Source organism: Pantoea sp. Morm (assembly GCF_016643525.1).
In the GTDB taxonomy this organism is placed as follows: Bacteria; Pseudomonadota; Gammaproteobacteria; order Enterobacterales; family Enterobacteriaceae; genus Pantoea; species Pantoea dispersa.
In genome coordinates, this window is the sequence record NZ_VOQX01000016.1 from 41,917 (window position 1) to 68,350 (window position 26,434).

Sequence of the window (26,434 nt, forward strand, 5' to 3'; positions counted from 1 at the left end):
GCTCCCGACAGCTTACCTGCGTAAACTGTGGAATAGGTGCCGTTGCTGACGTCCTGTACCACCCAAAATTCGGGCATATTTCTTTCGATGCCAGTATCGCTTGTCACTGACACCCGCCGGAAGGTTATCCTGCCGCGTTCCGTTACACCGTTTTAAAATCGCTAAACCTTGTATGCTAATTCCTGCCCTGCGTCAACGCAGTTGGTCATATGGAGCGAATTTTCCGCTTTATCCGGCGGTAAGCGCTGCTTCCCTGACCAGTCGCGGCGTGATGAAGATCACCAGCTCACGTTTTTTGCGCTCGTCGGTCTGCTGACGAAACAGACTGCCGAGCAGCGGCACCTCGCCCAGCCACGGCACGCGCTTTTCGCCCTGGGTGCGCTGCTGCTGGAAAATACCGCCCAGCGCCAGCGTTTCACCGTCACGCAGCGTCACCTGAGTGGCGATTTCCTGCTTATCGATGCTCAGCACCTGACTTTCCCCCATCGTCAGGCTGCGACCCGGCATGTTCTGGCTCAGCCGCAGCGTGAGCTGAATACGCCTGTTGCCCAATACTACTGGCGTCACCTCCATGCCCAGCACCGCCTCTTTGAACTCAATTGCCGTCGCACCGCTGTTACCGGATTTCACCTCGTAGGGAATTTCGGTGCCCTGCTTAATGGTGGCGGTCTGCTGGTGCGAGGTAAACAGCCGCGGGCTGGCGATGATTTCGATCTGGTTCTCCTGCTCCAGCGCACTCAGCTCCAGATTAAGCAGTTCGCCGTTCATCGGTCCGAGCGTGACGCCGGCGCGTATCGCCGGATTGCTCACCGCCAGCGGCACCAGCAGCTGCGGATTGCGCAGCGCCCCGGTGACGACATCGCCGGGTGCGGTGCTCCAGCTGACGCCGAGCTCGCGCAGATGCTCTTCATTGATGGTAACAATGTGCGCTGACAGCTCAACCTGCTCCAGCGGCAGATCCAGCGCCTGCAGCCAGCGCTCGGTGTCGCGCAGCGCCTGCGCGCTGTCCCGCAGCAACAGGCTGTTGGTACGGCTATCCACCGTCACGCTGCCGCGCGGCGTCATCAGCGAGCGTTCCGCCTGCAGGCTGCGGTAGACATCGCTGGCGCTGGCGTAGTGCAGCGTGACGGTGCGCTGCTCAAGCGGCGCCTGCAGCTGCTTCTCTTCACGCTCCGCCTGTGCCTGCTGTGCCTGTCGCTGCTGCCAGCTCTCCGGATAGACCAGCAGCACGCCCTCCTCCTGGATCACCGTGAGTTTCGCCAGCCGCGTGACCAGCGCCAGTGCACGCTCCCAGCCGACGTTATCGAGTCGCAGCGACAGCCGCCCCTCCACGCCCGGCGCGATCAACAGGTTGGTTTGCTGATAGTCAGCCAGCGCCTGCAGAATGCGCTCGACCGGCGCATCATCAAATACCAGGCTCAGGGGCTGATCAGCGGCGTGCAGCGGACTGCTCAGCGCCAGCCACAGCAGCAGCGTCATCCTTTTCATAAAATCCTCCTTTTATTACCCATGTGATGTGCTGCGGCGGACAGCTTTGCGTGGCGCTCAGTACCAGCGTATGTGCACTGAGCTGGGTTACCTGCCACGGTGCCACCGGAAAAGCAGCCGGTGCACTCAGCCGCTGACGTTTGCCCTGCGGTGAAACCAGCCAGGCCACAAAGTGCGGCGCGCGACCAATGATGCCCTGTAATCGCCAGCCGTGCGGCACAGCAGCAGGCGCCTGACACTGGCTGGCAGCCAGCGGCTGGAACGGATCGCGCGCCAGCGCCCAGCTGCTGCACAGCAGTAACACCAGTGCGCTACTCCGCATCGTCACTCTCCAGCCAGAACTCGCTGTGTAACACGCCCTGCTCCGCCTGCAGCTGAAAACGCTGTGGCACCGCTAACGCCGTCGCAGCCAGCCCGCTGAACAGCGGCAGAAACTGCGGCCAGCTCAGGCGCAGCGCCAGCTGCTGTGGCTGGCTGTCCGGATGCCAGGCCTCGAGCAGATTGCCGCGCGCCGCCACCAGTTGCTCTAACGATACGGACGCCGCCGTTGCCGCTGGCTGCAGCGTTGCGATCTCCGCCTGAAGCTGTTCGATGGCCGGTCGCGCGTCCAGCTGCTGCTGAAGTTGCTGGTGCTGCTGCGCCAGTTGTGACAGCTGCTGTTGCAGCGTGCTGAATTGCTGCTGTTGCGGACGCAGCAGCAGTAGCCACGCCAGCCCGAGTAGCAGCAGCGCCAGCAGCTGCAGGCTGGCTATCCGCCACGTCAGTGCCAGCTGCAGCCAGCGCTGGATGAGTTCATTCATCGGTCGCCTCCTGCAGCCGGGCACGCAGCGCGAAGCGGTAATCTCCCTGCGCCTGACGCTGTACGCTGCCCTGCTTCACCGCCGCAAATAACGGTTGCGTCTGCAGTTGATGGCGGAACGCGCTGACATCAGCCAGGCTTTGCGCCAGACCGTCCAGCACCAGTTGCCCCTGACGCCGCTCCACGCGACTCAGCCACAGCGTCTCCGGCATCAGTGCGGGCAGTTGCTGCCAGAACTGCTGCCAGCGTTGATGCTGCTGCAGCCGCTGTTGCTGCGCCTGCTGCCTGCGTAACAGATCATCCCGCTGCGCCATCAGCGTTTGCTGTTGCGCCAGCCGCTGCTGGATCTGCTGGAGCTGCATGGTCATATCGGCCTGCTGCCGGGCTGCCTGCTGGAGCCGCTGTTCAGCGCGCCACCACAGCAGCAGCGTGAGTAACAGCGTTACCAGCAGCACGACAACCAGCAACGCCACGCTGTGCTGGCGGCGTAGCAGCAACTGCTGTGCCCGCCACGGGAGCAAATTGACCGCCAGCATCAGTAATCCTCCGGACGTAGCGCCAGGCCTAGCGCAATCGCCAGCGCGCCCGCCTCTGCCGGTAGCGGCGGTTGCAGATAGTGCAACAGCGCCAGCGGCTTGCAGCGCTGTACTTCCGCCTCCGGCAACGCCTGCGGTGAGGTGCAGAACACCGTTTGTGCCTGGGGAAAGGTGTCACGCAGATGGGCGAGCGTCAGGGGTTCGGTTGCCGCACCGCAGGCGCTATTTTCGCCGGCCAGCGTCCACAGCCAGTGGTCGCAGAGCGGATGGATCAGCAGCTGATGCGGGCGCAGCGGAACGCGCATGGCGATCTGCGTCAGCGCCAGACTGCTCAGCTCAAACACGTCGGGGCGCAGTCCGGCCTGCTGCAGCGGCGCCAGCCACTGGGCGATGACGTCACGGCGCGCGGCGGTGACGTGCAGCTGGCTGGCGCTGCCGCCCAGCCGGTAATCCAGCGACAGCGAGGCGGCTTCGACCGGGAACAGACGCGATGCGGACGCGTTAACGTAGCGGCTGAGCGCCGGCTCGCGCAGTGAGGTCTCTGGCAACGGCAGCGTACGCTGCAGCACCAGCTGCGGCGGCAGGCCAACGCGCAGTGAGTAGCGCCTGGGTAAATGACGCTGCCAGCGCACCAACATCTCCTGTAACACTGGCGAGGTTTGCAACACGCCGTTGCGTAACGTATCGTGCGGCAGCGGCTGCTGCCACCAGTGTCGCAGCTGCCATCCGTGACGGCGTCGTTCAATGCCAAGGGCGCAGAGTTGCCCGTTCTGGATGTCCAGTCCAATTTGCCAGCGCTGAAAAGCCATGCGCGCGATCTCCTTATCGTTACAGGAAAAAGGATGATTACCCGCATTGCATGAAGAATGACGGGTATATCAAAGCGTCAGGCTTGCCTTTATACTACCGCGCGATTGTTTATAAACTGCCCAAACGCCAACAGATGGGAATTCTCAGGTGAAGTTCGTAAAGTATTTATTGATCCTTGCAGTGTGTTGCATTTTGCTGGGAGCCGGCACGGTTTATGGTTTGTACAAATACATAGAGCCGCAGCTGCCTGATGTGAACACATTGAAAGATGTGCGCCTGCAAACCCCGATGCAGGTTTACAGCGCGGATGGCGAGCTGATCGCCCAGTACGGTGAAAAGCGCCGTATCCCGCTCACCCTGCAACAGATGCCGCCTGAGCTAATCAAAGCGTTTATCGCCACCGAAGACAGCCGCTTTTATGAGCATCACGGCGTCGATCCGGTGGGGATTTTCCGCGCCGCCAGCATCGCGCTGGTCTCCGGCCACGCCTCGCAGGGCGCCAGTACCATTACGCAGCAGCTGGCGCGTAACTTCTTCCTCAGCCCTGAACGCACGCTGATGCGTAAAATCAAGGAAGCCTTCCTGGCGATTCGCATCGAGCAGTTGCTGAGTAAGGATGAAATCCTTGAGCTGTATCTGAATAAAATCTATCTCGGCTATCGCGCTTACGGCGTCGGTGCGGCGGCGCAGGTGTACTTCGGTAAACCGGTCGATCAGCTGTCGCTGAGTGAGATGGCGATGATCGCCGGCCTGCCGAAAGCGCCGTCGACCTTTAACCCGCTCTATTCACACGCCCGTGCGCTGGCGCGCCGTAATGTGGTGCTGGCTCGCATGCTGGATCAGAACTACATCACGCAGCAGCAGTATAACGACGCGCGCAACACGCCGCTGACCGCCAGCTATCACGGCCCGGAAATTGCCTTCTCTGCACCGTATCTCACCGAGTTAGTGCGTCAGGAGATGGTGAAACGCTACGGCGACAGCGCCTATGACGATGGCTACAAGGTGTATACCACCGTGACCCGCCATCTGCAGGAAGCCGCACAGCAGGCGGTGCGTAACAACGTGATGGCGTACGATATGCGTCACGGCTATCGCGGTCCGACCAACGTGCTGTGGAAAGTGGGTGAAGCCAGCTGGGATCACACCCGCATCGTCAATACGCTGAAAAATCTGCCGGTCTACGGTCCGCTGAATGCCGCCGTAGTCACCAGCGCCAGCGCCGACGAAGCCACCGCCATGCTAAAAGATGGCAGCAGCGTTTCGCTGACCTTAGCCGGCGTGCGCTGGGCGCGTCCGTATAAATCCGACACTCTGCAGGGCCCGACGCCGCGCAGCGTCACTCAGGTGCTGCAGGCTGGCCAGCAGATTTGGGTACGTAAAGTCGGGGATGCATGGTGGCTGGGACAGGTGCCGCTGGTGAACTCGGCGCTGGTGTCGCTTAATCCGGAAGACGGTGCGGTACGCGCGCTGGTGGGCGGTTTTGACTTCAACCAGAGTATGTTCAACCGCGCCACCCAGGCGCTGCGTCAGGTCGGCTCGAACATCAAGCCGTTCCTGTATACCGCCGCCATGGACCGCGGCCTGACGCTGGCCTCCATCCTCAACGATGTGCCGATTTCACGCTGGGATGCCGGTGCCGGCGCAGACTGGCGACCAAAAAACTCGCCGCCGACTTATGCGGGTCCGATTCGTTTACGCCAGGGGCTGGGTGAGTCGAAAAACGTGGTGATGGTGCGCGCGATGCGTGCCATGGGCGTTGATTACGCCGCTGAGTATCTGCAGCGCTTTGGCTTCCCGGCGCAGAACATTATCCATACCGAGTCGCTGGCACTGGGCGCCGCATCCTTCACGCCAATGCAGGTGGCGCGCGGCTATGCGGTGATGGCCAACGGCGGCTTCCTGGTTGATCCTTACTTCATCGCCAAGATTGAGAACGAACAGGGCGGCGTGATTTTCCAGGCGCAGCCGAAGATCGCCTGCCCGCAGTGCAATCTGCCGGTGATCTATGGCGACACCAAAAAGTCGGTGGCGCTGAATGAAGAGAGCGTGGAAAACGTTGCCACCTCGAATCAGCAGCAGAATCAGACCGTGCCGCAGCCCGAGCTGGAGCAGGTACCGGCGCAGCCGCAGCCGGCCGGCGATCAGCAGTATGCACCGCACGTGATCAACACGCCGCTGGCGTTCCTGATCAAGAGCGCGCTGAACTCTAACATCTTCGGTGAACCGGGCTGGATGGGAACCGGCTGGCGTGCCGGCCGCGATCTGAAGCGTAACGATATCGGCGGCAAAACCGGTACCACCAACAGTTCCAAAGACGCCTGGTTCTCCGGTTATGGTCCGGGCGTGGTGACGTCGGTGTGGATTGGCTTCGATGATTCGCGCGCGCTGGGTCGCACCACGGTATCGGGTGCGATACCGGATCAGATCTCCGGCTACGAAGGCGGCGCGAAGAGTGCGCAGCCGGCATGGGATGATTACATGAAAGTGGCGCTGGATGGTGTGCCGGTGCAGCCGCTGACACCGCCGGACGGCGTGGTGACGGTGACCATTGACCGCAGCACCGGCAAGCTGGCCAACGGTGGCGGCAACACCCGTCAGGAGTACTTCATTAACGGCACCCAGCCGACCGAATATTCGGTGCATGATGTGGGCACCACCATCATGGACAACGGTGAAAGCCACGAACTGTTTTGATCAAAAAAGCCGGGGGAAATCCCCGGCTTTTTGTTTTTACCCCGTGCGACTTTCCGCGCCTTTTATTGCGCCGCCAGGTGTCCTCAATAACTCAACCGCCCCTGCTTCACCAGCCACTCACGCACCATGAACAGCGCGCTGACGTTACGCGCCTCGCGAAAATCCGGCTCTTCCAGCAGCGCCAGCAGATTGCTGAGCGGCCAGCGGCGTACAATCAGCGGCTCCGGCTCATCCCCTTCCAGCTTCTCTTCGTACAACCCTTCAGCTACCACGATATTCATCTTGCTGGAGAAATAGGACGGCGCCATGGTGAGTTTGCCCAGCGCTTCCAGCTGATGCGCGCCAAAGCCCACTTCTTCTTTCAGCTCACGGTTGGCGGCTTCAAAAGCGCTTTCACCAGGATCGATTAAACCCTTCGGGAAGCCCAGCTCATAGGTTTCCAGTCCGACGGCGTACTCCTGGATCAGAATCACGTCATCGCCAATGATCGGCACAATCATCACCGCTTCACGATCGGAGGGCTTCATGCGCTCATAGACGCGACGCGCACCGTTGCTGAAGGCGAGATCAACCGCTTCGATGGTAAACAGGCGGGAGCGGGCCACCGCTTCCACGTTGAGGATGTCAGGTTTTTTCAGGGGAGTGGTCATATCAGCCTCAAACTTAGCACAGCCTTGTGAAACGCGATGACGTCAGCATACCGAAGCCCGCGGCATTGTGCGACACGCAGCACGGGTCAATCATGGTGACATACATTTGCCCGCTGCCGCTAACAACTTCTTGTTATCTGCACAGTAAGATTTTCACAATAAGTCAACGGGGTAGCAGCAAATTCGGATAATACCGATGTTTAATTGAGGGACTTGTGAGTACCATCCCGTTAAGGAATAATCTAACAAATTTATAATACAATGATTTTGCGCGGTATTTTGTTTCATTTGCCTCTTGTCAGAATGACTTCTGCTCGCCAAAATTGACTCGTATTGCAGGTTTTACCGGGAGCACATCGTAAACGTGACGGCAGTTTTTTGGCTGGATTGAGCAAAGCATGAGCACTCTTATCGTCATTCTGGCTGTCATGCTGGCCTGTTCGTTAGTGGCCGGAATCGGCTACTGGTACGCTATGCGGCATCGTCCGCCGTTGGCGAAACCACTGCCGTTTATCAGTCCGCCCTGCCGTAAACTCACCGATGAAGAACGCGCTGCCGTTGAGAAGTATATTGCGTCGCTGGGTAAAGCGCGTCAGCACAGCAGTGGGCGATCGACCCGATCGTCACGGGAACCCGAAGCGCTGGCGCTGACCGCACAGAGCAATAATGTTTATCCCGTTACCCGCTCCATCACCCGTTACGGCCTCTCCACTGACGATCCCCACAAATGGCGCTACTACCTGGATGAAGTCGAGGTGCATCTGCCGCCGCTGTGGGAGCAGTACATCGCTGAAGAAAACTACGTCGAGCTGATCCGCACCCAGACCCTGCCGCTGGTGATCTCGCTCAACGGCCACTCGCTGGTGAACTATGCGGTGGAACAACCGGCGCTGCCGCCGCTGGTGCGGCCAATGTCGACCAACGCTTCGATTCGTAAAGAGGAGAGCGAAAACGTCGAGCTGCTGCAGGTGCGCAAAGAGTCGCCGGAAGAGTATCAGCTGTCGCGCGCCGACGGCACGCGTGAAGCGAGCGCTATTTGCTGCGCCTTCCTGCTGTTTTTCCTCAGCCTGGTGCTGCCCGGCAGCCTGATGCTGTGGATTGCGCTGCCCGCCGGCGCGATCGTCGCTGTCAGCCTGTGGTTTATGTACCGATTCCCCGGTGAAAAAGGGCTGCGCGATGTGCACTGTCTGCGCGGCGCACCGAAGCGCTGGGGCCTGTTTGGCGAATCCAACCAGGAGCAGAGCAACATCTCGCTCGGCATCATCGACTTAATCTATCCGGCACACTGGCAGCCTTATGTGGCGCACGACCTGGGCCAGGTGACGGATGTGGATATCTACCTGAATCGTCAGGTGGTACGCCAGGGGCGCTTCCTGTCGCTGCAGGATGAAGTCCGCAACTTCCCGGTACAGCGCTGGCGTAAAAACCTGGTGCTGGCGTGCGGTTCGCTGCTGGTGCTGGTGATGCTGGTGAGCTGGATTCCGCTCAGCATGCCGATCAAACTCAGCCTCGCCTGGCTGAAAGGCACCGAAAGTGTGGAAGTGAACAGCGTCGATAAACTCACTGCCCTGCCGCTGCACATTGGCGATAGCCTGAAAGTGAACGGCACCGGCATGTGCTCGGTTCCGGGCAATTACCAGAGCAACCGCAGCTACGGCTACATGCCGTTCGACTGCTCGGCGATTTACTGGAACAACGCTGCGCCGCTGCCGCTGCCGCAGTCCGACATCATCGACAAAGCCGCCGCGCTGCTGGAGACCACCACGCAGCAGCTGCATCCGGAAACCAACACCGACCCGAAACTTAACCCGCAGCTGGCGTCGGCGATCCAGAAATCAGGCATGATCCTGCTGGATGATTTCTCCGATCTGGTGTTGAAAACCCAGCAGCTGTGCAGCCAGCAGCAGGACTGCGTGCGCCTGAAAAATGCGCTGGTTAACCTCGGTAACGCCAAAGACTGGGATACGCTGATTCACCGTGCGGATTCCGGCAAGCTCAACGGCATGAACGTGCTGCTGCGTCCGGTTAGCGCCGAAGCGCTGGAGAATCTGGTGAACACCGCCACCTCGACCTTCTTCTCGCGGGAGACGCGTCGCGCGGCGGAAACCCTTAACAGCCCGCCGCCGGGCGGATTCCTGATCATTAGCGATGAAGGCCGGCAGATGGTGAACCAGCCGCAGCCGTCGGTGGCGCTGTTCGATCTCGACGCTCCTTCACAGTGGCACGAACTGCAGCGCCTGTCCGGCATGCTGCTGCACACACCGTTTGCCGCCAGCGGTATCATTACCAGCATTACCACCGATGCCAACGGCACGCGCCATATCGCCCTGCACAACGAGCCCGACGCCATGGCGCAGTGGCGCTATCTCGGCACCGCGCTGCTGATGCTGGTGCTGATTGTCAGCGCCGTCAGCAACGGCCTGCTGGCGCTGCGCCGCATCCACCGCAACCGCCTGCGTATGGCGCAGATTCAGCAGTATTACGACAAGTGCTTTAACCACAACCTCAGCACTATGCAGAGCGTGCGCTCGCTGTTCTGACCCTCCGCCTTCTGTGCTACCCTGTCGCCCTGTTTTTCAGGGCGGAAAACAAAATGCCGATTACGCTTAAGGGATTGGCGATGGATCGGCAGCCCGCAACGGCACCTCGCCCTTGATTTATCACGTTGTACCCATACCTTTGGGTATCCGGCACCGGCCCGATCCATCTTTCCGGCGTCATGCGACCGTGTGCGACCGATCGCCACACGGCGCGACGCAGCGTAACAGCAGGAGCCGCAATGAAAGAGAAAACCAGTGAAGGCGTCCGCCTTGATAAATGGCTGTGGGCCGCGCGCTTCTATAAAACCCGCGCGCTGGCTCGCGACATGATTGAAGGCGGCAAAGTGCATTACAACGGCCAGCGCAGCAAACCGGGCAAAGTGGTCGAACTGCAGGCCGAGCTGACGCTGCGTCAGGGCAACGATGAGCGCACGGTGATCATCACCGCCATCGGCGACCAGCGGCGTCCGGCCAGCGAAGCGCAGCAGATGTACGCGGAGACGGCCGCCAGCATCGAAAAGCGCGAAAAGAACGCGCTGGCGCGCAAAATGAATGCCCTGACCATGCCGCATCCCGATCGCCGCCCGGATAAAAAAGAGCGCCGCGATCTGCTGAAATTTAAATTGTCGGGCGATGAATAACTCGCGCCCCCACGAGAGAAACCTTATGTCTGTTCAAGATCAACTGCATCGTTACCTGTTTGAAAACGTCGCCGTGCGCGGCGAGCTGGTCAACGCATCTCAAACCTGGCGCGACATCGTGCAGAACCACGACTACGCCGAGCCGGTCAAAACGCTGCTGGGCGAACTGCTGGTCGCCACCAGCCTGCTCACCGCTACGCTGAAATTTGACGGCGATATCACCGTGCAGCTGCAGGGCGATGGCCCGCTGAGCATGGCGGTGATCAACGGGAATAATCGCCAGGAGCTGCGCGGCGTGGCGCGGCTGAAAGAGGATGCGGAGATCGCCGTAGGCAGCAGCCTGAAGCAGATGGTGGGTAACGGCTATCTGGTGATCACCATTTCGCCTGAGAAAGGCGAGCGCTATCAGGGCGTGGTCGGCCTGGAAGCCGATACGCTGGCGGGCTGTCTGGAAGATTACTTCATGCGTTCCGAGCAGCTGCCAACCCGCCTTTTCATTCGCACCAGCGAGAAAGGCGCAGCCGGTATTCTGCTGCAGGTGCTGCCCGCGCAGGAGCCCAACCTGGATGACTTCAACCATCTGGCCACGTTAACCGAAACCGTGAAGAGCGAAGAGCTGATTGAGCTGCCCGCTACTGACGTACTGTGGCGTCTCTATCATCAGGAAGAAGCCACGGTTTACGATCCGGCGCCGGTCAGTTTCAAATGCACCTGCTCGCGCGAACGCTGCGGTGAAGTGCTGAAAACGCTGCCGCCAGAGGAAGTGGATGAGATTCTGGTCGAAGACGGCAAAATTGATATGCACTGCGACTATTGCGGCACGCACTATGTGTACGACGCAGTGGATATTGCTGCTATTCGTAACGCTCCCTCCGGCAATAGCGATCAACTGCATTAATCAGCAAACGGGCGGTGACGCCGCCCGTATTTTCCGCCGGCGTAGCGCTATGATTTTTCACGGAAATTAACTAATTTACGCTAACTTTAGTTTCATAAGTGGCAGATTTCTCTACTTGTCACGTTCCAGCTCGCATTTTTAACTCTCTTCACTTTTCCACCTCGCTCAGACGTGTACACTGCGCGCGATCTGCCCTGTGCGGCTATGCGCAGCAGGACGCAGAAACCCTCATAAAAAATGCCATGAAGTACCGATTTAAGGAGCAGTCACATGCGCGTTAACGGCCTGACATCGCAAGACCTCGAAACGCTCGGAATTAGCGGCACCACCGAGGTGGTGTACAACCCTGATTACGCCACGTTATTTCAGGAAGAAACCCGCCCGGAGCTGGAAGGTTACGCGCGCGGCACCCTGACGCAGAGCGGTGCCATTGCCGTGGATACCGGCATCTTCACCGGACGTTCGCCGAAAGATAAATACATCGTGCGGGATGACACCACGCGTGACACGCTGTGGTGGAACGACGTTGGCAACGGCAAGAACGACAACCAGCCGCTGTCACAGGAAACCTGGCAGGCGCTGAAAGATCGCTGCACGCAACAGCTTTCCGGCAAGCGTCTGTTTGTGATTGACGCCTTCTGCGGCGCCAACCCGGACACCCGCCTCAGCGTGCGTTTCGTGATGGAAGTGGCGTGGCAGGCGCATTTCGTCAAAAACATGTTTATCCGTCCGACTGAAGCCGAACTGGCTGAGTTTACGCCGGATTTCGTGGTGATGAACGCGGCGCAGTGCACCAATCCGGACTGGCTGGCGCAGGGGCTGCATTCCGAGAATTTTGTCGCCTTTAACCTGACCGAACGCATGCAGCTGATCGGCGGTACCTGGTACGGCGGCGAGATGAAAAAAGGCCTGTTCGCCATCATGAACTATCTGTTGCCGCTGAAGGGTATCGCCTCGATGCACTGCTCGGCCAACGTCGGCAAAGCGGGCGACGTGGCGGTGTTCTTTGGCCTGTCCGGTACCGGTAAAACCACCCTCTCTACCGATCCGGATCGTCAGCTGATCGGCGACGATGAGCACGGCTGGGACGACGACGGCGTCTTTAACTTCGAAGGCGGCTGCTACGCCAAAACCATCAATCTGTCAGAGCAGGCCGAGCCGGAGATTTACCGCGCGATTCGCCGCGATGCGCTGCTGGAGAACGTGGTGGTGCGCGCCGACGGCACGGTCGATTACGCCGACGCCAGCAAGACGGAAAACACCCGCGTGTCTTACCCGATCGAGCACATCGAAAACATCGTGCAGCCGGTGTCGAAAGCGGGCCATGCGAAGAAGGTCATCTTCCTGACCGCCGATGCCTTTGGCGTACTGCCACCGGTTTCGCGTCTGACGCCGGAGCAAACCCAGTACCACTTCCTGTCCGGCTTTACCGCCAAGCTGGCTGGCACCGAGCGCGGTGTGACGCAGCCCACCCCAACCTTCTCCGCCTGTTTTGGCGCGGCGTTCCTGACGCTGCATCCAACGCAGTACTCGGATGTGCTGGTGAAACGTATGCAGGCGTCCGGCGCGCAGGCCTATCTGGTGAATACCGGCTGGAACGGCAGCGGCAAGCGCATTTCGCTGAAAGACACGCGCGCTATCATCAACGCGATTCTGGCCGGTGAGCTGGATGAAGCGGAGACCGTGACACTGCCGGTGTTTAATCTGCAGGTGCCCACCACGCTGGCACAGGTGGACGATGCCATTCTCGATCCGCGTCGCAGCTGGCCTGACGCCGCCGCCTGGCAGCAGGCGGCCGAAGCGCTGGCGCAGCGCTTTATCACCAATTTCGAGAAGTACACCGATAACGATGCCGGTAAGGCGCTGGTGCAGGCCGGCCCGCAGCTGTGAAGTAGCCCAGCCGCCACAACGGCGGCTTAGCGATGGCACATTTCGTCGCGGCGCGATTTATCGCGTATGCCTGCAGCGGTAATATCGCTGATGGATGCGCAATAGATTGCGCCGCTACGGTTGGTGCGGAAATTTAACTAACGTTACTGCTTACTGCCGTCGTGGCGCTGTTTTCCGGGATCGGTAACCACGCGCGGATACGTAATCCGCCGCGTTCGCTGTCGCCAATCTCCAGCGATCCGTCATGCGCATCGATAATACGCTGCACAATCGCCAGGCCCAGACCGGTGCCGCTGGTGCTGCGCGCGCTGTCGCCACGCACAAACGGCTGGAACAGATGCTGTAACTGATCCGGCTTAATGCCCGGACCATCATCCTCCACCTGGAACCATGCGCGATTCAGTTCCTGACCGCTGCTGACTTTAATCCAGCCATTGCCGTAACGTGCCGCGTTGACCACCAGATTAGCCACCGCGCGTTTAATCGACAGCGGGTTAATGTCCAGCATCAGCTCGGCGTCCATCACCGCATTCTCAATCTCGCGCTCGTAGCCGCTCTCCGCCGCCACCACTTCGCCCAGCACGCTATTCAGATCGGCGCGCTCGGTTTGCATCTCCTGCCCGGTGCGCAGGTAATCGATGAACTGCTCGATGATGGCGTTGCACTCTTCGATATCTTTGTTGATCGACTCGGCCAGGTAGCCATCTTCCTCGCCCATCATCTCGGTGGCGAGACGGATGCGCGTCAGCGGCGTGCGTAAATCATGGCTGACGCCGGCCATCAGCAGCGTACGGTCATCGGCCAGCTGCTTCACGCCCGCCGCCATCTGGTTGAAGGCGCGCGTCACCGAACGCACTTCCGAAGCACCGTATTCGCGCAGCGGTGGCGGAATAATGCCTTTCCCCACCTGCAACGCAGCGTGTTCAAGATCGACTAAGGGTCGGTTTTGTATTCGGATAAACAGCCAGGCGCCGCCAATCGCCAGCAGCATAATCGCCAGGGTATAGCGGAACAGCGGTGAGAAGTCGCCCTGATGGATTTCGGTCAGCGGCACGCGCACCCAGATATCCGGTGACAGCCAGGTTTTCAGCCAGACCACCGGCGAGTTTTTGTTAACCTCAACCCGCACGTCGGTCGGCCCGCCCAGCTGCTGAGCCATCTGTTCACTGAGGAATTCATAATGCTGCGCCCAGCGCAGTCCGCTCTCTTCCGCCGCCGCGTTGGTGTACAACGAGATGCCCAGCTCACGATAAATTTCGCGCCGGAAGGCCGGCGGCACTTCCAGCTGCGTACCATCCTCCAGCTGCAGCCGATCGGTCATCAGCATACGCACTTCGTAGGCGAGGACTTTGTTGAACTGCTGCAGGCTGGGAAGAATGGCGAAATTGAGCACCACCAGGTAGGTCGTTACCAGGCTGACGAACAGCAAGGTAACGATCAACAACAGGGTGCGGGCAAACGAACTGCGGGGTGAGAAGCGCAATCGCCTCATGCTTTACTGCCGTCCGGAACGAACACGTAGCCAAGGCCCCAGACGGTCTGGATGTAGCGCGGATGCGCCGGATCTTCCTCGACCATGCGGCGCAGACGAGAGATCTGCACGTCGATAGAACGTTCCATCGCACTGTACTCACGCCCGCGCGCCAGGTTCATCAGCTTATCGCGCGACAGCGGCTCACGCGGATGGCTCACCAGCGCTTTCAGCACGGCAAACTCTCCGCTGGTCAGCGGCATCGGCTCATCTTCACGGAACATTTCACGCGTGCCGAGGTTCAGTTTGAACTTACCGAAGGCGATGACCGCTTCTTCCTGCGACGGCGCGCCCGGCAGCTCATTGGCCTGACGACGCAGCACGGCACGAATTCGCGCCAGCAGCTCACGCGGGTTGAACGGTTTTGGAATGTAGTCATCGGCGCCGATTTCCAGCCCCACGATACGATCGACCTCTTCACCTTTCGCGGTGACCATAATGATCGGCATCGGGTTACTCTGGCTACGCAGACGACGGCAAATTGACAGGCCATCTTCGCCCGGCAGCATTAAATCCAGCACCATTAAATGGAATGATTCGCGGGTCAGCAGACGATCCATCTGCTCGGCGTTGGCGACGCTGCGCACCTGAAAGCCCTGTTCGGTGAGATAGCGTTCGAGCAGTGCGCGCAGACGCATATCATCATCGACGACCAGAATTTTGTAGTTCTCTTGCATGTTCAACTCCCAAAGGCGCCATTGCCTGAGCCGATATTGTGTAAAAAAGATGCCCGTCTGTGACAGTCATTATTGGTTTATATTCTAGCCGAAATTGTTACAAAGCATATTAAACAGCAGCTTATCTTTAATTTTAACCGCGAACTGCGGCTCCGCTCGCGCTTTTCTGACTGATTTTGACGCCGTTTAGCGCTTGTCTGAAAATCAGCGGCGTTTTCTGCCGGCGAGTGGTCCAGCCGGGCCGTCCCGCTTCCGCCGTCAGGCGGGGCGCGCCATTTGGCTTAAGTTTCGCCTGCAGGATAAGCCAGCGGCCGCGCTCAGTAGCATAAAATATCGCGTTTTCGCCGCTGACTGCGTATCCGCGCTCGGAACAGTGCCAGTGCGCGCGCAAAATAAGGCCAGTGTTAAATAAAGTGATTTAAATCAGTCAGTAAACTCCCCTTTCCTCTGCGCAAATGATCTCCGACACTGCATCGGTACCTGCTTACTGAGTTCATGTGGAGAAGAAAGATGAAAAAAACCGTTGTTCTGCTGAGCGCTCTGGTACTCACCAGCCTCACACAGGTTCAGGCCGCTACGCCAGCGGGCGAAGCCGCCGGCGCACAGGCGTCGACCACGGCCAAAGGTAATTCCGATGCTATCGGCATCGGTGCGGTGGGTGCCCTGCTCGGCGTCGCGCTGGCCACCATGGGCGGCGGCGATCACGGCGGCAGCAGCACCTCAACGACCACGGCGACCACGCCGGGCAAATAACGCTTATCTGGCGCGGCAAGGCTGCGGCGCTTCCCCCTCTTATACTGCCAGCCCTTTCGCCAGCGGAGAATAAGTTGCGCCCCGGCTTGTTTCACCAGGCCATTACTCTCCGCCTCTTTTTTCCTCACTTTCCGTGACGTACTCAATGCGGTTCACAAACCACACCTTCTGCCCTTCCGGCGTGTTTACCGTCACCTCGTCATCCACCTCTTTTTTGATCAGCGCGCGCGCCATCGGCGAGTCGATGGAGATGTACTCTTTCACCGTATCGCCATAGATCTCGTCCGGTCCGACGATGCGAAAACGCTTCACGTCGCCCTGCTCATTCTCCACTTCCACCCAGGCACCGAAGAACACTTTGCCCTCCTGCTGCGGCGCATAATCAACAATTTTCAGCTCGGCGAGACATTTACGCAGATAGCGCACGCGCCGATCGATCTGGCGCAGCAGGCGCTTGTTATAGGTGTAATCAGCGTTTTCAGAGCGATCGCCCAGGCTGGCGGCCCAGGAGACAATGCGGGTGATTTCCGGCCGCTTCTCATTCCACAGATGGTCGTGCTCAGCACGCAGCTTGTTATAGCCTTCGCGGGTAATCAGTTGGGTTTTCATCGCTTCACTCGTGGTTACAGCCCTGTTCACTGCACAGAGGCTATCACAAAGCCTTACCTGCCCGGACAGGCACCCAGCGTCTTTTTCATCAGGCGCACATAATCGGCGACCAGGCCGGGTGTCCAGGTCATGATTTCTGCCCGTTCGCGCAGCACGCAGGCGCCCCAGAATGCCGGCTGCAGCAGCAGCGCAAACACCTGCTGCAGCCGCTGGCCGTAATAGCCTTCAAACGCCACGTCCAGCGCATCCACCACGGTGGTCGAACAGTTTTTTGCCGTCAGATTATACAGGCTGTCACCACGGTTGGCCTGCCAGTAGCTGGCGAGCGCCTGTCCGTTGTAGTGCTGAAAACTGAAGGTTAAATCCGGGCTGCGCCAGTCGGCAATCTCTGCCGCCAGCAGGGGAGAAAACGGCCGGGACGATCGTTAATCTGTCCGGCCAGCAGCAGACGCGGCAGCTCGTGCGGTTGCGGATCGATCTCCTGCTGCGGATAAAGGCTGATGTAGCCGCGCTCGCCAAAGCTCAGTGCCGCGTGGCCGGTACAAAAGTGCCCTTCACCGTTAATCACGCCGATGTAACGGTCAATCACATAGCGCTTCGGCTGTTGACTGGCTTCAGACTGCGCCTGCCAGACGTGGACACAGAGAGGAAATGCCGCGGCGACCGGCGGAAAGCGGGCCTGCTGCCACGGCCGGAGCCGCGCGATATGACGATGGCCGCGACAAAACCACGGCAGCAGCGTAACGGACTGACCCGCCGGCAGGCGCTGCCACTGGCGCCAGACGCGCCACACCGTCAGGCTGAACGACAGCAGCAACAGCACCAGCCAGCTGCCCAGCAACAGGCAGGTATGCAGGTTGTCATTGAAAAACAGCACCACGCTGAGCACCATCTCGCCGCAGCCCAGCATAAAATGTCGCACCCAGCGCTGGCGCTGAATCAGCGCCGCGCTCAGGCAGCGAAACAGGCCGTTAAACAACAGGCAGATTTCCATCACCGTCAGCAGCAGTTTCTTCAGTTGCCTTTCATCACCGTGCCACAGCGCGCCGGCCAGCAGCGTGCCGACAAAAATCAGGGAAAACAGCAGATTAAGCCAGCGCTGCAGCGACACCTCGCCGCTCAGCAGGTTAAACAGCAGCGACAGCGACAGTAAGAGCGCCAGCACCTGTAGCGACAGATTGATATGCCCATCGACCAGCACGTCCGCCACGATCATGCCGGCCAGCAGCACGCCGCACAGCGCCAGGCCATAAATCAGCAGACGATAACGCACCAGCAGCTCGCGTCCGGCCAGCAGCAGCAGTAATTTGATCATTGCTTCACCCTCCTTCCGTGGTTTGCCACGGATTATAGGGCAGAGGCGGGGCGAGCCTGGCAGCAACCGGCACGCCATTGCGTTGGGGTTTAACACATAGGTGGCTAAGTTTCTCTGAGTTGCGCGCTGCATTCAGAAAAAGACGGATTCACCGGTCAGCGGCTGGCAATTTGCGGCCTCAGTCCGTATAACTGTCCCCTATTTCTAACCCTGTGTAAGCAAGACAGTTACTGATGATGAAAGATTCGCTGAGCCAGATTATCGCAGGTGAGCTGAAGGCACGCGCCGACCAGGTTGACGCCGCCATTCGCTTGCTGGACGAAGGGAACACCGTGCCGTTTATAGCACGTTACCGTAAGGAAGTGACCGGCGGGCTGGATGATACCCAGCTGCGTACGCTGGAGAGCCGTCTCGGCTATCTGCGTGAGCTGGAGGAACGCCGCCAGTCGATTCTGAAATCCATTGATGACCAGGGCAAACTGACGCCGGAATTAGCCACTGCTATCAACGGCACGCTGAACAAAACCGAGCTGGAAGATCTCTATCTGCCTTATAAGCAGAAGCGCCGCACGCGCGGGCAGATCGCTATCGAAGCCGGGCTGGAACCGCTGGCAGAGACGCTGTGGAACGATGCGTCTCAGGATCCCGAGCAGCTGGCAGCGCGTTATGTCGACGCGGACAAAGGCGTCGCCGATGTGCGTGCCGCGCTGGATGGCGCACGCTATATCCTGATGGAGCGCTTCGCCGAAGACGCCACGCTGCTGGCGAAAGTACGTGAATACCTGTGGAAGAACGCCCATCTGGTTGCGCGCGTGGTGGAAGGCAAAGAGGAAGAAGGCGCTAAATTCCGCGACTACTTCGATCATCACGAAGCGCTGAGCAGCGTGCCGTCGCACCGCGCGCTGGCCATGTTCCGTGGCCGTAACGAAGGCGTTTTACAGCTGTCGCTCAACGCCGATCCGCAGTTTGATGAAGCGCCGCGCGAAAGCTACGGTGAAACGCTGATCGCCGACCACCTTGGCCTGCGCCTGAACAACGCACCGGCCGACAGCTGGCGCAAAGCCGTGGTCAGCTGGACCTGGCGCATCAAGGTCCTGCTGCACCTCGAAACCGAACTGATGGGCACCATCCGCGAACGGGCGGAAGACGAAGCGATCAACGTGTTTGCCCGTAATCTGCACGATCTGCTGATGGCGGCTCCCGCCGGCATGCGCGCCACCATGGGTCTCGATCCGGGCCTGCGCACCGGGGTCAAAGTGGCGGTGGTCGATGCCACCGGCAAGCTGGTCGCGACCGATACCATCTATCCGCATACCGGCCAGGCGGCCAAAGCCGCGACCTCGGTGGCGGCACTGTGCGCGAAACATCAGGTTGAACTGGTGGCGATCGGCAACGGCACCGCTTCACGTGAAACCGAGCGTTTCTTCCTCGACGTACAGAAGCAGTTCCCGCAAATCAAAGCGCAAAAAGTGATTGTCAGTGAGGCCGGAGCATCGGTCTATTCCGCTTCCGAACTGGCGGCGCAGGAGTTCCCCGATCTCGACGTTTCGCTGCGCGGTGCGGTGTCTATCGCCCGACGTCTGCAGGATCCGCTGGCAGAGCTGGTCAAAATTGACCCGAAATCGATTGGCGTCGGCCAGTATCAGCACGATGTCAGCCAGAGCCAGCTGGCGAAAAAACTCGATGCGGTGGTGGAAGATTGTGTGAACGCCGTGGGCGTCGATCTGAATACCGCTTCGGTGGCGCTGCTGACGCGCGTCGCCGGCCTGACGCGCATGATGGCGCAGAACATTGTCAGCTGGCGTGACGAAAACGGCCGTTTCCAGAACCGTCAGCAGCTGCTGAAGGTGAGCCGCCTTGGGCCGAAAGCCTTTGAACAGTGCGCCGGCTTCCTGCGCATCAACCACGGCGATAATCCGCTGGATGCCTCAACGGTGCATCCGGAAGCCTATCCGCTGGTGGAGCGCATTCTCGCCGCTACGGAACAGGCGCTGAATGAACTGATGGGCAATCCGGGTAGCCTGCGCGACCTGAATGCGCGCGACTTCACCGATGAGCGTTTCGGGCTGCCGACCGTCACCGATATCATCAAAGAGCTGGAGAAACCGGGCCGCGATCCGCGTCCGGAGTTCAAAACCGCGCAGTTTGCCGAAGGCGTGGAGACGCTCAACGACCTGCTGCCGGGCATGGTGCTGGAAGGTGCAGTGACCAACGTGACCAACTTCGGCGCGTTCGTCGATATCGGCGTGCATCAGGACGGCCTGGTGCATATCTCTTCGCTGTCGGACAAATTCGTAGACGATCCGCATCAGGTGGTGAAAGCCGGCGATATCGTCAAAGTGAAGGTGATGGAAGTCGATCTGCAGCGTAAGCGTATCGCGCTGACCATGCGTCTGGATGAGCAGCCGGGTGAAAGCAACGCGCGCAGCGGCGGCAACCGCGGCGCAGGCAAAGAGGCCGCGCGGCCGGCCGCCGGTGCCAAAGGCCGCGGCAAACCTGCCAGCGCCAGCGTCGGTAACAGTGCGATGGGCGATGCGCTGGCGGCCGCCTTTGGGAAGAAACGCTAAGCGGCGCGCGAGTACAGGAGGTTGATAAATTGTCCTGGCGGACTACGCTGAAAAAACCGTGTGAAAAAATGACCTTCCGCGTAACCCGGCGATCCGATGGACATTATCAACTTCCTGCTCGATGAGATTTATGAAGGTAGCTTCCCCGTCGCGGCGCGCGAGCGCCTGCTTTCGCACATCCGCGCGGCGCGCGACACGGTAAAGCTGCCGCGTAAAGCGCACTGGGATGAAAAAGACGTGGTGCTGATCAGTTACGCCGACCAGTTCCGCGAACCCGAGCAGCCCACGCTCGCCAGCTTTACGCGCTTTTATCAGCAGCATCTGCAGTCCACCTTCAGCCTGGTGCATCTGCTGCCATTTTTCCCCTACTCGTCCGACGATGGCTTCTCGGTTATCGATTACCACAAAGTGAACCCGATTTGCGGTGACTGGCAGCACATCACGGCGCTGCACAGCGAAACCCGGCTGATGTTCGATTTCGTCTGTAACCACATGTCGGCGCACAGCGCGTGGTTTCGCCACTTTCTGGCGCAGGATGCCGGCTGGGACGACTTCTTTATCAGCATGCCGCCCGCCACCGATCTCAGTGCCGTGACGCGCCCGCGCACCTCACCGCTGCTGACGCCGTTTACCCTCGCTAACGGCGACACGCGCTTTATCTGGACCACCTTCAGCGCCGACCAAATCGATCTCAACTTCGCCAATCCGCAGGTGCTGATCCGCATGGTGGGCGTGCTGCTGGATTATCTCAACAAAGGCGCGGATTACGTGCGGCTGGACGCGGTGGGCTACATGTGGAAAACGCCGGGCACACGCTGTATCCATCTGACCAAAACCCATCAGCTGGTGAAGCTGTTTCGCTCCATCGCCAACGAAGTCGCGCCGGGTACGGTGATCGTGACCGAAACCAACGTGCCGCATCAGGATAACATCAGCTATTTCGGCAACGGCCACGACGAAGCGCAGATGGTTTACCAGTTTTCGCTGCCGCCGCTGGTGCTGCACGCCATTCACTCCGGCTCGGCGCGCGCGCTGCGCCAGTGGGCCAGCACGCTTGAGCCCGGGAATGGCGGCACCACCTTCTTTAATTTTCTCGCCTCGCACGACGGCATTGGCCTCAATCCGGCACGCGGAATTTTGTCGGAAGTGGAGATTGTGGCGCTGGTGCGTGAACTGGCGCTGGAGGGCGCGCTGGTCTCCTATAAAAACAACCCGGACGGCAGCACCAGCCCGTATGAAATCAACGTAACGTATCTGGATGCGCTCAATCACCAGACCGACGATGACGGCACGCGCCTGCGTCGCTTCCTGCTGGCGCACGCGATTCTGCTGGCCTTTCCCGGCGTGCCCGCCATCTATATTCAAAGTATTCTCGGCTCGCGCAATGACAACGAAGGCGTGCGCGCTGCCGGGCACAACCGCGCCATCAACCGTGAGAAGTACAGCCTGCGCGATATCGAACAGCAAATCAGCGGCGGCAACCCGTTGCGTCAGCAGGTGTTTGAGCGGCTTAGCGCGCTGATTCAGCTGCGCACCCGTCAGCCGGCGTTCCATCCGGACAATCCGATGACGCTGCTGGAGAGCGACAACGCGGTGCTGCTGCTGCGCCGTCACGCCGCGGACAGCGACGAAGGGTTACTGTGCGTGTTCAATCTCAGCAGCCGCGAGATCAGCACCACGCTGCCGCAGGCGCGCCCTTTTCAGGATGTGATCAGCGGGCAGCGCGTGGATGGCAGCCAGCCGCTGGTGCTGGCCGCCTGGCAGTTTATGTGGCTGCGTGGATGAACTGCTGCACCTGCTGGCAGAACGCCTCCGGGTGCGAAATAAACGGCGCGTGCGCGGCCTTCGCGATGACAACCGACTGCGAATGCGGCCAGCGTGCATCCAGCTGCGGCGCAATGCGGCGCGGCACCAGGCCATCCAGCGCGCCATAGATACGCAGGAACGGCAGCGTCAGCCCATCCAGTGCGCTGCGCAAATCATCGTGGCGCAGAATGTTCAATCCCCCTTCCAGTACCGCCACCGACGGCATTGGCTGCGACAGTACTACCTCTTTCAGCTGGCGCGCATCCTGGCGCGCATTTTCCGTCCCCATGGTTTGCAGCGCGAGAAAACGCTCCACCGTGCGCTGGAAATCGCTGCTCAATTGCTGCTGGAACGTTGCCAGCGTCTCAGGCTGGATGCCCGGCCATTCATCCCGGGCGGTAAAGCACGGCGACGACGCCACGCTGATCAATGCCGCCACGCGATCGGGCTGGCTCAGCGCCAGCTGGCTGGCCACTAAGCCGCCCAGCGACCAGCCGAGCAGCACGGCGCGCGCTGGCAACTGCGGTAATAGCTGCTGCGCCATCTGCGCCAGGCTCAGCGGCCCAAATCCCTGGCTGCGGCCAAATCCCGGCAGGTCCACCAGGTGCAGACGAAAATGCGGGCTGAGTCGCGGAACAATGTGTTGCCACACTTCGGCGTTCAGTCCCCAGCCGTGCAGCAGCACAAGATCGCGATCGCCTGTGCCTGTGGTGTGCCAGTAAAGCGAACTCATCGGTTACACTCCCGAAAAGTGAAAAGGAGGTCGCTATGCTAGCAATCCCTGCCCTGTGTTGGCTATGCCGTCTGCCGCTGCGTATCGCCCGGCACGGCCTGTGCAGCGTATGTCTGCGCCAGCTACCGGCGCTGCCGGCGCTCTGTCCCTGCTGCGGACTGCCGGCCAGCGGCGATCAGCCGTGCGGACGCTGCCTGCGCCGGCCGCCGCCGTGGCACGCTCTCACTTGCGTGAGTGATTATGTGCCGCCGCTGAGCGAATGGGTGCAGCGGCTCAAATTCTCGCGCGCAACCGCACTCAGGGTGATGCTGGCACGGCTGCTTTTGTTAAAATTATTAACAAAGCGCCGCCAGCAGCCGCTGCCGCGTATCGATCTGGTGCTGAGCGTGCCGCTGCATCGCCGCCGCGCCTGGCAGCGCGGGTATAATCAGGCCGCGCTGCTGGCTAAACCGCTGGCGCGCTGGCTCGGTTGTGAATACCGCGAAGGTCTGCGCCGGGTGCGACACGGTGCGGTGCAGCATGTGCTCAGCGCCCGCGCCCGGAAAAGCAATCTGCGTGGCGCGTTTCGCCTTGAAATGGCGGTGCGCGGATGCCACATCCTGCTTATCGATGATGTGGTGACCACCGGCAGCACGGTGGGGGAAATCAGCCGCTTATTACTGGCGCAGGGCGCGGCCAGCGTACACATAGGATGCCTGTGCCGTACCTTGTAGAGCGTCGGCGTTGGGCGTATTATAACCAGGTATTTTAGTCAACTATTGAGCAATCGCCATGATCCGTATTACTGATACTGCGCAAGAGCACTTCGCAAAACTGCTGTCAAAACAGGAAGATGGCACCCAGATTCGCGTATTCGTTATTAACCCGGGTACGCCAACCGCCGAGTGCGGCGTCTCCTACTGCCCGCCGGACGCGGTCGAAGCCACCGATACCGAACTGAAGTTCGACAAGCTGTCTGCCTATGTTGATGAGCTGAGCGCGCCGTACCTCGAAGATGCGGAAATCGACTTCGTGACCGATAACCTCGGCTCACAGCTCACGCTGAAAGCGCCGAACGCTAAGATGCGTAAAGTGTCGGACGATGCGCCGATGGTTGAGCGCGTGGAGTATCTGCTGCAGGCGCAGATCAACCCGCAGCTGGCCAGCCACGGCGGTCGCGTCTCGCTGATGGAGATCACCGACGAAGGCTACGCCATTCTGCAGTTCGGCGGCGGCTGTAACGGTTGCTCGATGATTGACGTGACGCTGAAAGACGGCATCGAGAAAGAGCTGCTGGCCGCCTTCCCGGAACTGAAAGGCGTGCGCGATCTCACCGAGCATCAGCGCGGCGAGCACTCCTACTACTGATAGAAGATGCGGCAGCCACCCCGGCTGCCGCGTGTTTTACGGCTTCTTACGCTCTTCATTGACGATCGCCAGCAGCTGCTGCACTTTCCGGTAACTAAACAACTTCTCCAATGGTACGCGCAGTTTGCGCCGCCAGTTGGGGTATTCGGCTACCGTGCCCGGCACGTTGACCGGCGTCTCCATTCCCAGCCAGTCCTCCGGCTGCAGCCCCAGCAGGGCGCTGTCGGTGTACGCCAGAAAGCGGTGCACGCCCTGATTCAGCGCAGGCGTCAGACGCTGGCCGGCGCGGTTTTTGCTGCGCGTATCAATGGCTTGCGCCTCGCTCAGGGCGTTCAGCAACGCGGTTCTCTGCCCATCGCGTTCGGCGATGGCCGCCTTCAGCATGCTGCGTTTAGTAAACAGCCCCAGCTGCTCGCGCAACTGCAGATCGGCGGCATGCCAGAATCCGCTCAGCGTCGGCAAATCATGGGTACTGGCGCTGGCAATCGACTGGCGCGGATAGGCTGCCGGTGGCCGGAACTGCCCGCCCTCCCCGCACTCGAACATCAGCACCTTCCACGAAAAAATGCCGCGGTCGCGCAGCAGGCTGACGATCTCCTGCGGCACGGTGCCGAGATCTTCACCGATCACCATGCAGCGCTGACGCTGACTCTCCAGCGCGAGGATCGCCAGCAGGTCGTGCACCGGATAGGCGACATACGCGCCTTTATCGGCACTTTCGCCATAGGGAATCCACCACAAACGCAGTAGCGCCATAACGTGATCGATGCGCAGCGCCCCGCAATCGCGCATATTGGCGCGCAGCAGATCGATAAACGGCTGATAGCCCCGCGCGCGCAGTACATGTGGATCGAGCGGCGGCAGCGCCCAGTTCTGCCCGAGCGGGCCAAGCGGATCCGGCGGTGCGCCCACCGACGCGCCCAGCTTATACAGCTGCGGATCCTGCCAGGTTTCCGCGCTGTGCTGTGCCACGCCAACCGCCAAATCGCGATATAACCCGACCGCCATCCCCAGCTGCTGGCTACGCTGCCAGCAGGCGGCGAACTGCTGCTGCGCCAGCCACTGCAGCCAGCTCCAGAACAGAATGTCGTCCTCATGCTGCGCGCACCATTGCTGCACCTCCGGCTGCTGCGCCTGCTGCCAGCCTGACGGCCACTTTTCCCAGCCCCACTCATCGGGATGCTGCTGGCTGCGCGCCGCTACGATGGCGTCAAACGCCGCCTGATAACGCAGCGCATCGCCGCCTTCAGCCAGAAACTGCTGAAACGCCGGCTGCCGGGTCAGCTGCGGCTGTGCGTGCTGCCAGGCAAAACGCAGCGCAGTCAGCTTGAGCGTCGTCACCGCGCGATAATCGACAAACGCTGCGCTGCGCGCCTGTTTTAGCGCTTTGCGCGTTGGCGCGCTGTGCCACCAGCGCTGGGCGGCGTCACTTTGGGTGAATTCGTCGATTTGATTGATGTCGATGTACAGCACGTTGAGCCAGCGGCGCGAGCTCGGGCTGTACGGGCTGACGTGATCCGGCTGCGCCGGATAGAGCGCATGCAGCGGGTTGAGACCGATGAAATCTCCGCCGTGAGCGGCGACCTGCTCCAGCATCTGCATCAGATCGCCAAAGTCGCCGATGCCCCAGTTACGCGCCGAGCGCAGCGTATAGAGCTGCACCAGCGCGCCCCAGCGCTTCTCCCCCTGCGCCAGCGCTGGCGGCAGATAACAGCGCGCCGGTGCGATGATAATGCGCGTCTGCCACTGCTGGCGTGAAGTGCTCAGCGTGAGCTGATGGTAGCCCTCGGGCAGTTCTGCCGGCAGCGCCAGGCTTTCTCCCGCGCTCAGCGTGCCGTCATAGTGCTGCCCCTGCTCGCTCACCAGCTGCCAGCGGTAGTCGTCGCTGCCCTGCGGCGTCAGTTCAGGCAGTCCGGGCGGCGTGAACACCAGCACCGGCGGCAGCGGTGGCGCGCTGCCCGTCGGGGCGTCCATCAGCGCCATCAGCGCGCGTTTGGTGTCGTCGCTGATGGTCTGTGACTCACCTTTATTGTTGATAAAACTCAGTGCGATACCGGCATCCCGTGCAGCCTGATCCAGTTTCTTCATGGCCATGTTGTCTCCTTCGTTGCCGTGCGCACATTACGCATGCAGCGTCATTTTCCGGC

General features: G+C 60.4%; 23 protein-coding genes. 10 read left to right on the forward strand and 13 right to left on the reverse strand.

Features of this window, described 5'->3' with window-relative positions; all coding sequences use genetic code 11:
* Window positions 1-228: 228 nt before the first annotated feature.
* From hofQ to pilM, 5 genes are read right to left on the reverse strand one after another with little or no spacing between them, the layout of a single operon-like run.
* On the reverse strand, window positions 229-1,488 hold the full coding sequence (gene hofQ, locus FT726_RS08150; protein WP_264441903.1) for a DNA uptake porin HofQ: 1,260 nt from the start codon (window positions 1,486-1,488) through the stop codon (window positions 229-231).
* Complete coding sequence (locus FT726_RS08155; protein WP_104094151.1) at window positions 1,430-1,810, reverse strand: HofP DNA utilization family protein; 381 nt, start codon at window positions 1,808-1,810, stop codon at window positions 1,430-1,432. The genes hofQ and FT726_RS08155 overlap by 59 nt, the downstream gene beginning before the upstream one ends.
* Window positions 1,800-2,288 carry a hypothetical protein gene (locus FT726_RS08160; protein ID WP_282995581.1) on the reverse strand — a complete coding sequence of 163 codons (489 nt, stop codon included), beginning with the start codon at window positions 2,286-2,288 and terminating at the stop codon, window positions 1,800-1,802. Before FT726_RS08160 ends, FT726_RS08155 begins: the two co-directional genes overlap by 11 nt.
* Entirely contained in the window at window positions 2,281-2,823 is a 543-nt protein-coding gene (locus FT726_RS08165) for a PilN domain-containing protein (RefSeq protein ID WP_282995582.1), read from the reverse strand. The genes FT726_RS08160 and FT726_RS08165 overlap by 8 nt, the downstream gene beginning before the upstream one ends.
* On the reverse strand, window positions 2,823-3,632 hold the full coding sequence (gene pilM, locus FT726_RS08170; RefSeq protein ID WP_058780181.1) for a type IV pilus biogenesis protein PilM: 810 nt from the start codon (window positions 3,630-3,632) through the stop codon (window positions 2,823-2,825). Before pilM ends, FT726_RS08165 begins: the two co-directional genes overlap by 1 nt.
* A 148-nt stretch (window positions 3,633-3,780) precedes the next feature.
* On the opposite strand from pilM, the gene mrcA reads away from it, so the two are divergent.
* Window positions 3,781-6,330, forward strand: a complete 2,550-nt coding sequence (mrcA, locus tag FT726_RS08175; RefSeq protein ID WP_031279687.1) for a peptidoglycan glycosyltransferase/peptidoglycan DD-transpeptidase MrcA — start codon at window positions 3,781-3,783, stop codon at window positions 6,328-6,330.
* 83 nt (window positions 6,331-6,413) lie between these two features.
* Here the strand turns inward: mrcA and nudE are convergent, their stop codons facing one another.
* Window positions 6,414-6,980, reverse strand: coding sequence for an ADP compounds hydrolase NudE (gene nudE / locus FT726_RS08180; protein ID WP_021507415.1), 567 nt, complete (start codon window positions 6,978-6,980; stop codon window positions 6,414-6,416).
* 398 nt (window positions 6,981-7,378) lie between these two features.
* On the opposite strand from nudE, the gene FT726_RS08185 reads away from it, so the two are divergent.
* The 4 genes from FT726_RS08185 (at window position 7,379) to pckA (ending at window position 12,949) form a co-directional block, all read left to right on the forward strand.
* Window positions 7,379-9,520, forward strand: coding sequence for an intracellular growth attenuator family protein (locus tag FT726_RS08185; protein WP_104094154.1), 2,142 nt, complete (start codon window positions 7,379-7,381; stop codon window positions 9,518-9,520).
* Window positions 9,521-9,759: 239 nt separating this feature from the next.
* Window positions 9,760-10,161 (forward strand): ribosome-associated heat shock protein Hsp15, encoded by a 402-nt coding sequence (gene hslR, locus FT726_RS08190; RefSeq protein WP_021507413.1) that lies wholly within the window; start codon window positions 9,760-9,762, stop codon window positions 10,159-10,161.
* A gap of 25 nt (window positions 10,162-10,186) precedes the next feature.
* The gene (gene hslO / locus FT726_RS08195) at window positions 10,187-11,059 is read left to right on the forward strand and encodes an Hsp33 family molecular chaperone HslO (protein WP_150059651.1); all 873 of its coding nucleotides are present in this window, start codon (window positions 10,187-10,189) and stop codon (window positions 11,057-11,059) included.
* A gap of 270 nt (window positions 11,060-11,329) precedes the next feature.
* Entirely contained in the window at window positions 11,330-12,949 is a 1,620-nt protein-coding gene (pckA, locus tag FT726_RS08200) for a phosphoenolpyruvate carboxykinase (ATP) (protein WP_125309868.1), read from the forward strand.
* Window positions 12,950-13,082: 133 nt separating this feature from the next.
* On the opposite strand, the gene envZ is transcribed toward pckA, so the two are convergent.
* A complete protein-coding gene (envZ, locus tag FT726_RS08205) occupies window positions 13,083-14,441 on the reverse strand; it encodes a two-component system sensor histidine kinase EnvZ (protein ID WP_031279686.1) in 1,359 nt (452 codons plus the stop codon).
* Window positions 14,438-15,157, reverse strand: a complete 720-nt coding sequence (gene ompR, locus FT726_RS08210; RefSeq protein ID WP_001157751.1) for a two-component system response regulator OmpR — start codon at window positions 15,155-15,157, stop codon at window positions 14,438-14,440. The genes envZ and ompR overlap by 4 nt, the downstream gene beginning before the upstream one ends.
* A 510-nt stretch (window positions 15,158-15,667) precedes the next feature.
* On the opposite strand from ompR, the gene yjbE reads away from it, so the two are divergent.
* A complete protein-coding gene (yjbE, locus tag FT726_RS08215) occupies window positions 15,668-15,910 on the forward strand; it encodes an exopolysaccharide production protein YjbE (protein WP_021507409.1) in 243 nt (80 codons plus the stop codon).
* 102 nt (window positions 15,911-16,012) lie between these two features.
* On the opposite strand, the gene greB is transcribed toward yjbE, so the two are convergent.
* From greB to FT726_RS08230, 3 genes are all read right to left on the reverse strand, one after another.
* Window positions 16,013-16,519, reverse strand: a complete 507-nt coding sequence (gene greB / locus FT726_RS08220) for a transcription elongation factor GreB (RefSeq protein WP_021507408.1) — start codon at window positions 16,517-16,519, stop codon at window positions 16,013-16,015.
* 53 nt (window positions 16,520-16,572) lie between these two features.
* Window positions 16,573-16,773 carry a hypothetical protein gene (locus FT726_RS08225; protein ID WP_346302656.1) on the reverse strand — a complete coding sequence of 67 codons (201 nt, stop codon included), beginning with the start codon at window positions 16,771-16,773 and terminating at the stop codon, window positions 16,573-16,575.
* Between the two features lie 104 nt (window positions 16,774-16,877).
* Window positions 16,878-17,834, reverse strand: a complete 957-nt coding sequence (locus FT726_RS08230) for a hypothetical protein (RefSeq protein ID WP_346302657.1) — start codon at window positions 17,832-17,834, stop codon at window positions 16,878-16,880.
* Between the two features lie 236 nt (window positions 17,835-18,070).
* Here FT726_RS08230 and FT726_RS08235 point away from each other — a divergent pair, with 236 nt between their 5' ends.
* Entirely contained in the window at window positions 18,071-20,401 is a 2,331-nt protein-coding gene (locus FT726_RS08235) for a Tex family protein (protein WP_104094206.1), read from the forward strand.
* Between the two features lie 96 nt (window positions 20,402-20,497).
* Entirely contained in the window at window positions 20,498-22,186 is a 1,689-nt protein-coding gene (locus FT726_RS08240; RefSeq protein ID WP_346302658.1) for an alpha-amylase family glycosyl hydrolase, read from the forward strand.
* Here the strand turns inward: FT726_RS08240 and bioH are convergent.
* Window positions 22,167-22,940 carry a pimeloyl-ACP methyl ester esterase BioH gene (bioH, locus tag FT726_RS08245; protein WP_021507404.1) on the reverse strand — a complete coding sequence of 258 codons (774 nt, stop codon included), beginning with the start codon at window positions 22,938-22,940 and terminating at the stop codon, window positions 22,167-22,169. The genes FT726_RS08240 and bioH overlap by 20 nt on opposite strands.
* Before the next feature lie 35 nt (window positions 22,941-22,975).
* On the opposite strand from bioH, the gene gntX reads away from it, so the two are divergent.
* Window positions 22,976-23,653: a DNA utilization protein GntX gene (gntX, locus tag FT726_RS08250; RefSeq protein WP_346302659.1), complete on the forward strand. Its 678-nt coding sequence runs from the start codon at window positions 22,976-22,978 to the stop codon at window positions 23,651-23,653.
* Window positions 23,654-23,711: 58 nt separating this feature from the next.
* Entirely contained in the window at window positions 23,712-24,287 is a 576-nt protein-coding gene (gene nfuA, locus FT726_RS08255; protein WP_021507402.1) for a Fe-S biogenesis protein NfuA, read from the forward strand.
* A gap of 36 nt (window positions 24,288-24,323) precedes the next feature.
* Here nfuA and malQ read toward each other — a convergent pair whose 3' ends face one another.
* The gene (gene malQ / locus FT726_RS08260; RefSeq protein WP_346302660.1) at window positions 24,324-26,381 is read right to left on the reverse strand and encodes a 4-alpha-glucanotransferase; all 2,058 of its coding nucleotides are present in this window, start codon (window positions 26,379-26,381) and stop codon (window positions 24,324-24,326) included.
* Window positions 26,382-26,434 lie beyond the last annotated feature (53 nt).

Excerpts from the sequence above, each read along its gene's own strand:
- hofQ (WP_264441903.1), bottom strand. The coding sequence starts at position 1,488 with ATGAAAAGGATGACGCTGCTGCTGTGGCTGGCGCTGAGCAGTCCGCTG.
- FT726_RS08155 (WP_104094151.1), bottom strand. The coding sequence starts at position 1,810 with ATGCGGAGTAGCGCACTGGTGTTACTGCTGTGCAGCAGCTGGGCGCTG.
- FT726_RS08160 (WP_282995581.1), bottom strand. The coding sequence starts at position 2,288 with ATGAATGAACTCATCCAGCGCTGGCTGCAGCTGGCACTGACGTGGCGG.
- FT726_RS08165 (WP_282995582.1), bottom strand. The coding sequence starts at position 2,823 with ATGCTGGCGGTCAATTTGCTCCCGTGGCGGGCACAGCAGTTGCTGCTA.
- pilM (WP_058780181.1), bottom strand. The coding sequence starts at position 3,632 with ATGGCTTTTCAGCGCTGGCAAATTGGACTGGACATCCAGAACGGGCAA.
- nudE (WP_021507415.1), bottom strand. The coding sequence starts at position 6,980 with ATGACCACTCCCCTGAAAAAACCTGACATCCTCAACGTGGAAGCGGTG.
- FT726_RS08185 (WP_104094154.1), top strand. The coding sequence starts at position 7,379 with ATGAGCACTCTTATCGTCATTCTGGCTGTCATGCTGGCCTGTTCGTTA.
- hslR (WP_021507413.1), top strand. The coding sequence starts at position 9,760 with ATGAAAGAGAAAACCAGTGAAGGCGTCCGCCTTGATAAATGGCTGTGG.
- hslO (WP_150059651.1), top strand. The coding sequence starts at position 10,187 with ATGTCTGTTCAAGATCAACTGCATCGTTACCTGTTTGAAAACGTCGCC.
- pckA (WP_125309868.1), top strand. The coding sequence starts at position 11,330 with ATGCGCGTTAACGGCCTGACATCGCAAGACCTCGAAACGCTCGGAATT.
- envZ (WP_031279686.1), bottom strand. The coding sequence starts at position 14,441 with ATGAGGCGATTGCGCTTCTCACCCCGCAGTTCGTTTGCCCGCACCCTG.
- ompR (WP_001157751.1), bottom strand. The coding sequence starts at position 15,157 with ATGCAAGAGAACTACAAAATTCTGGTCGTCGATGATGATATGCGTCTG.
- yjbE (WP_021507409.1), top strand. The coding sequence starts at position 15,668 with ATGAAAAAAACCGTTGTTCTGCTGAGCGCTCTGGTACTCACCAGCCTC.
- greB (WP_021507408.1), bottom strand. The coding sequence starts at position 16,519 with ATGAAAACCCAACTGATTACCCGCGAAGGCTATAACAAGCTGCGTGCT.
- FT726_RS08230 (WP_346302657.1), bottom strand. The coding sequence starts at position 17,834 with ATGATCAAATTACTGCTGCTGCTGGCCGGACGCGAGCTGCTGGTGCGT.
- FT726_RS08235 (WP_104094206.1), top strand. The coding sequence starts at position 18,071 with ATGAAAGATTCGCTGAGCCAGATTATCGCAGGTGAGCTGAAGGCACGC.
- FT726_RS08240 (WP_346302658.1), top strand. The coding sequence starts at position 20,498 with ATGGACATTATCAACTTCCTGCTCGATGAGATTTATGAAGGTAGCTTC.
- bioH (WP_021507404.1), bottom strand. The coding sequence starts at position 22,940 with ATGAGTTCGCTTTACTGGCACACCACAGGCACAGGCGATCGCGATCTT.
- gntX (WP_346302659.1), top strand. The coding sequence starts at position 22,976 with ATGCTAGCAATCCCTGCCCTGTGTTGGCTATGCCGTCTGCCGCTGCGT.
- nfuA (WP_021507402.1), top strand. The coding sequence starts at position 23,712 with ATGATCCGTATTACTGATACTGCGCAAGAGCACTTCGCAAAACTGCTG.
- malQ (WP_346302660.1), bottom strand. The coding sequence starts at position 26,381 with ATGGCCATGAAGAAACTGGATCAGGCTGCACGGGATGCCGGTATCGCA.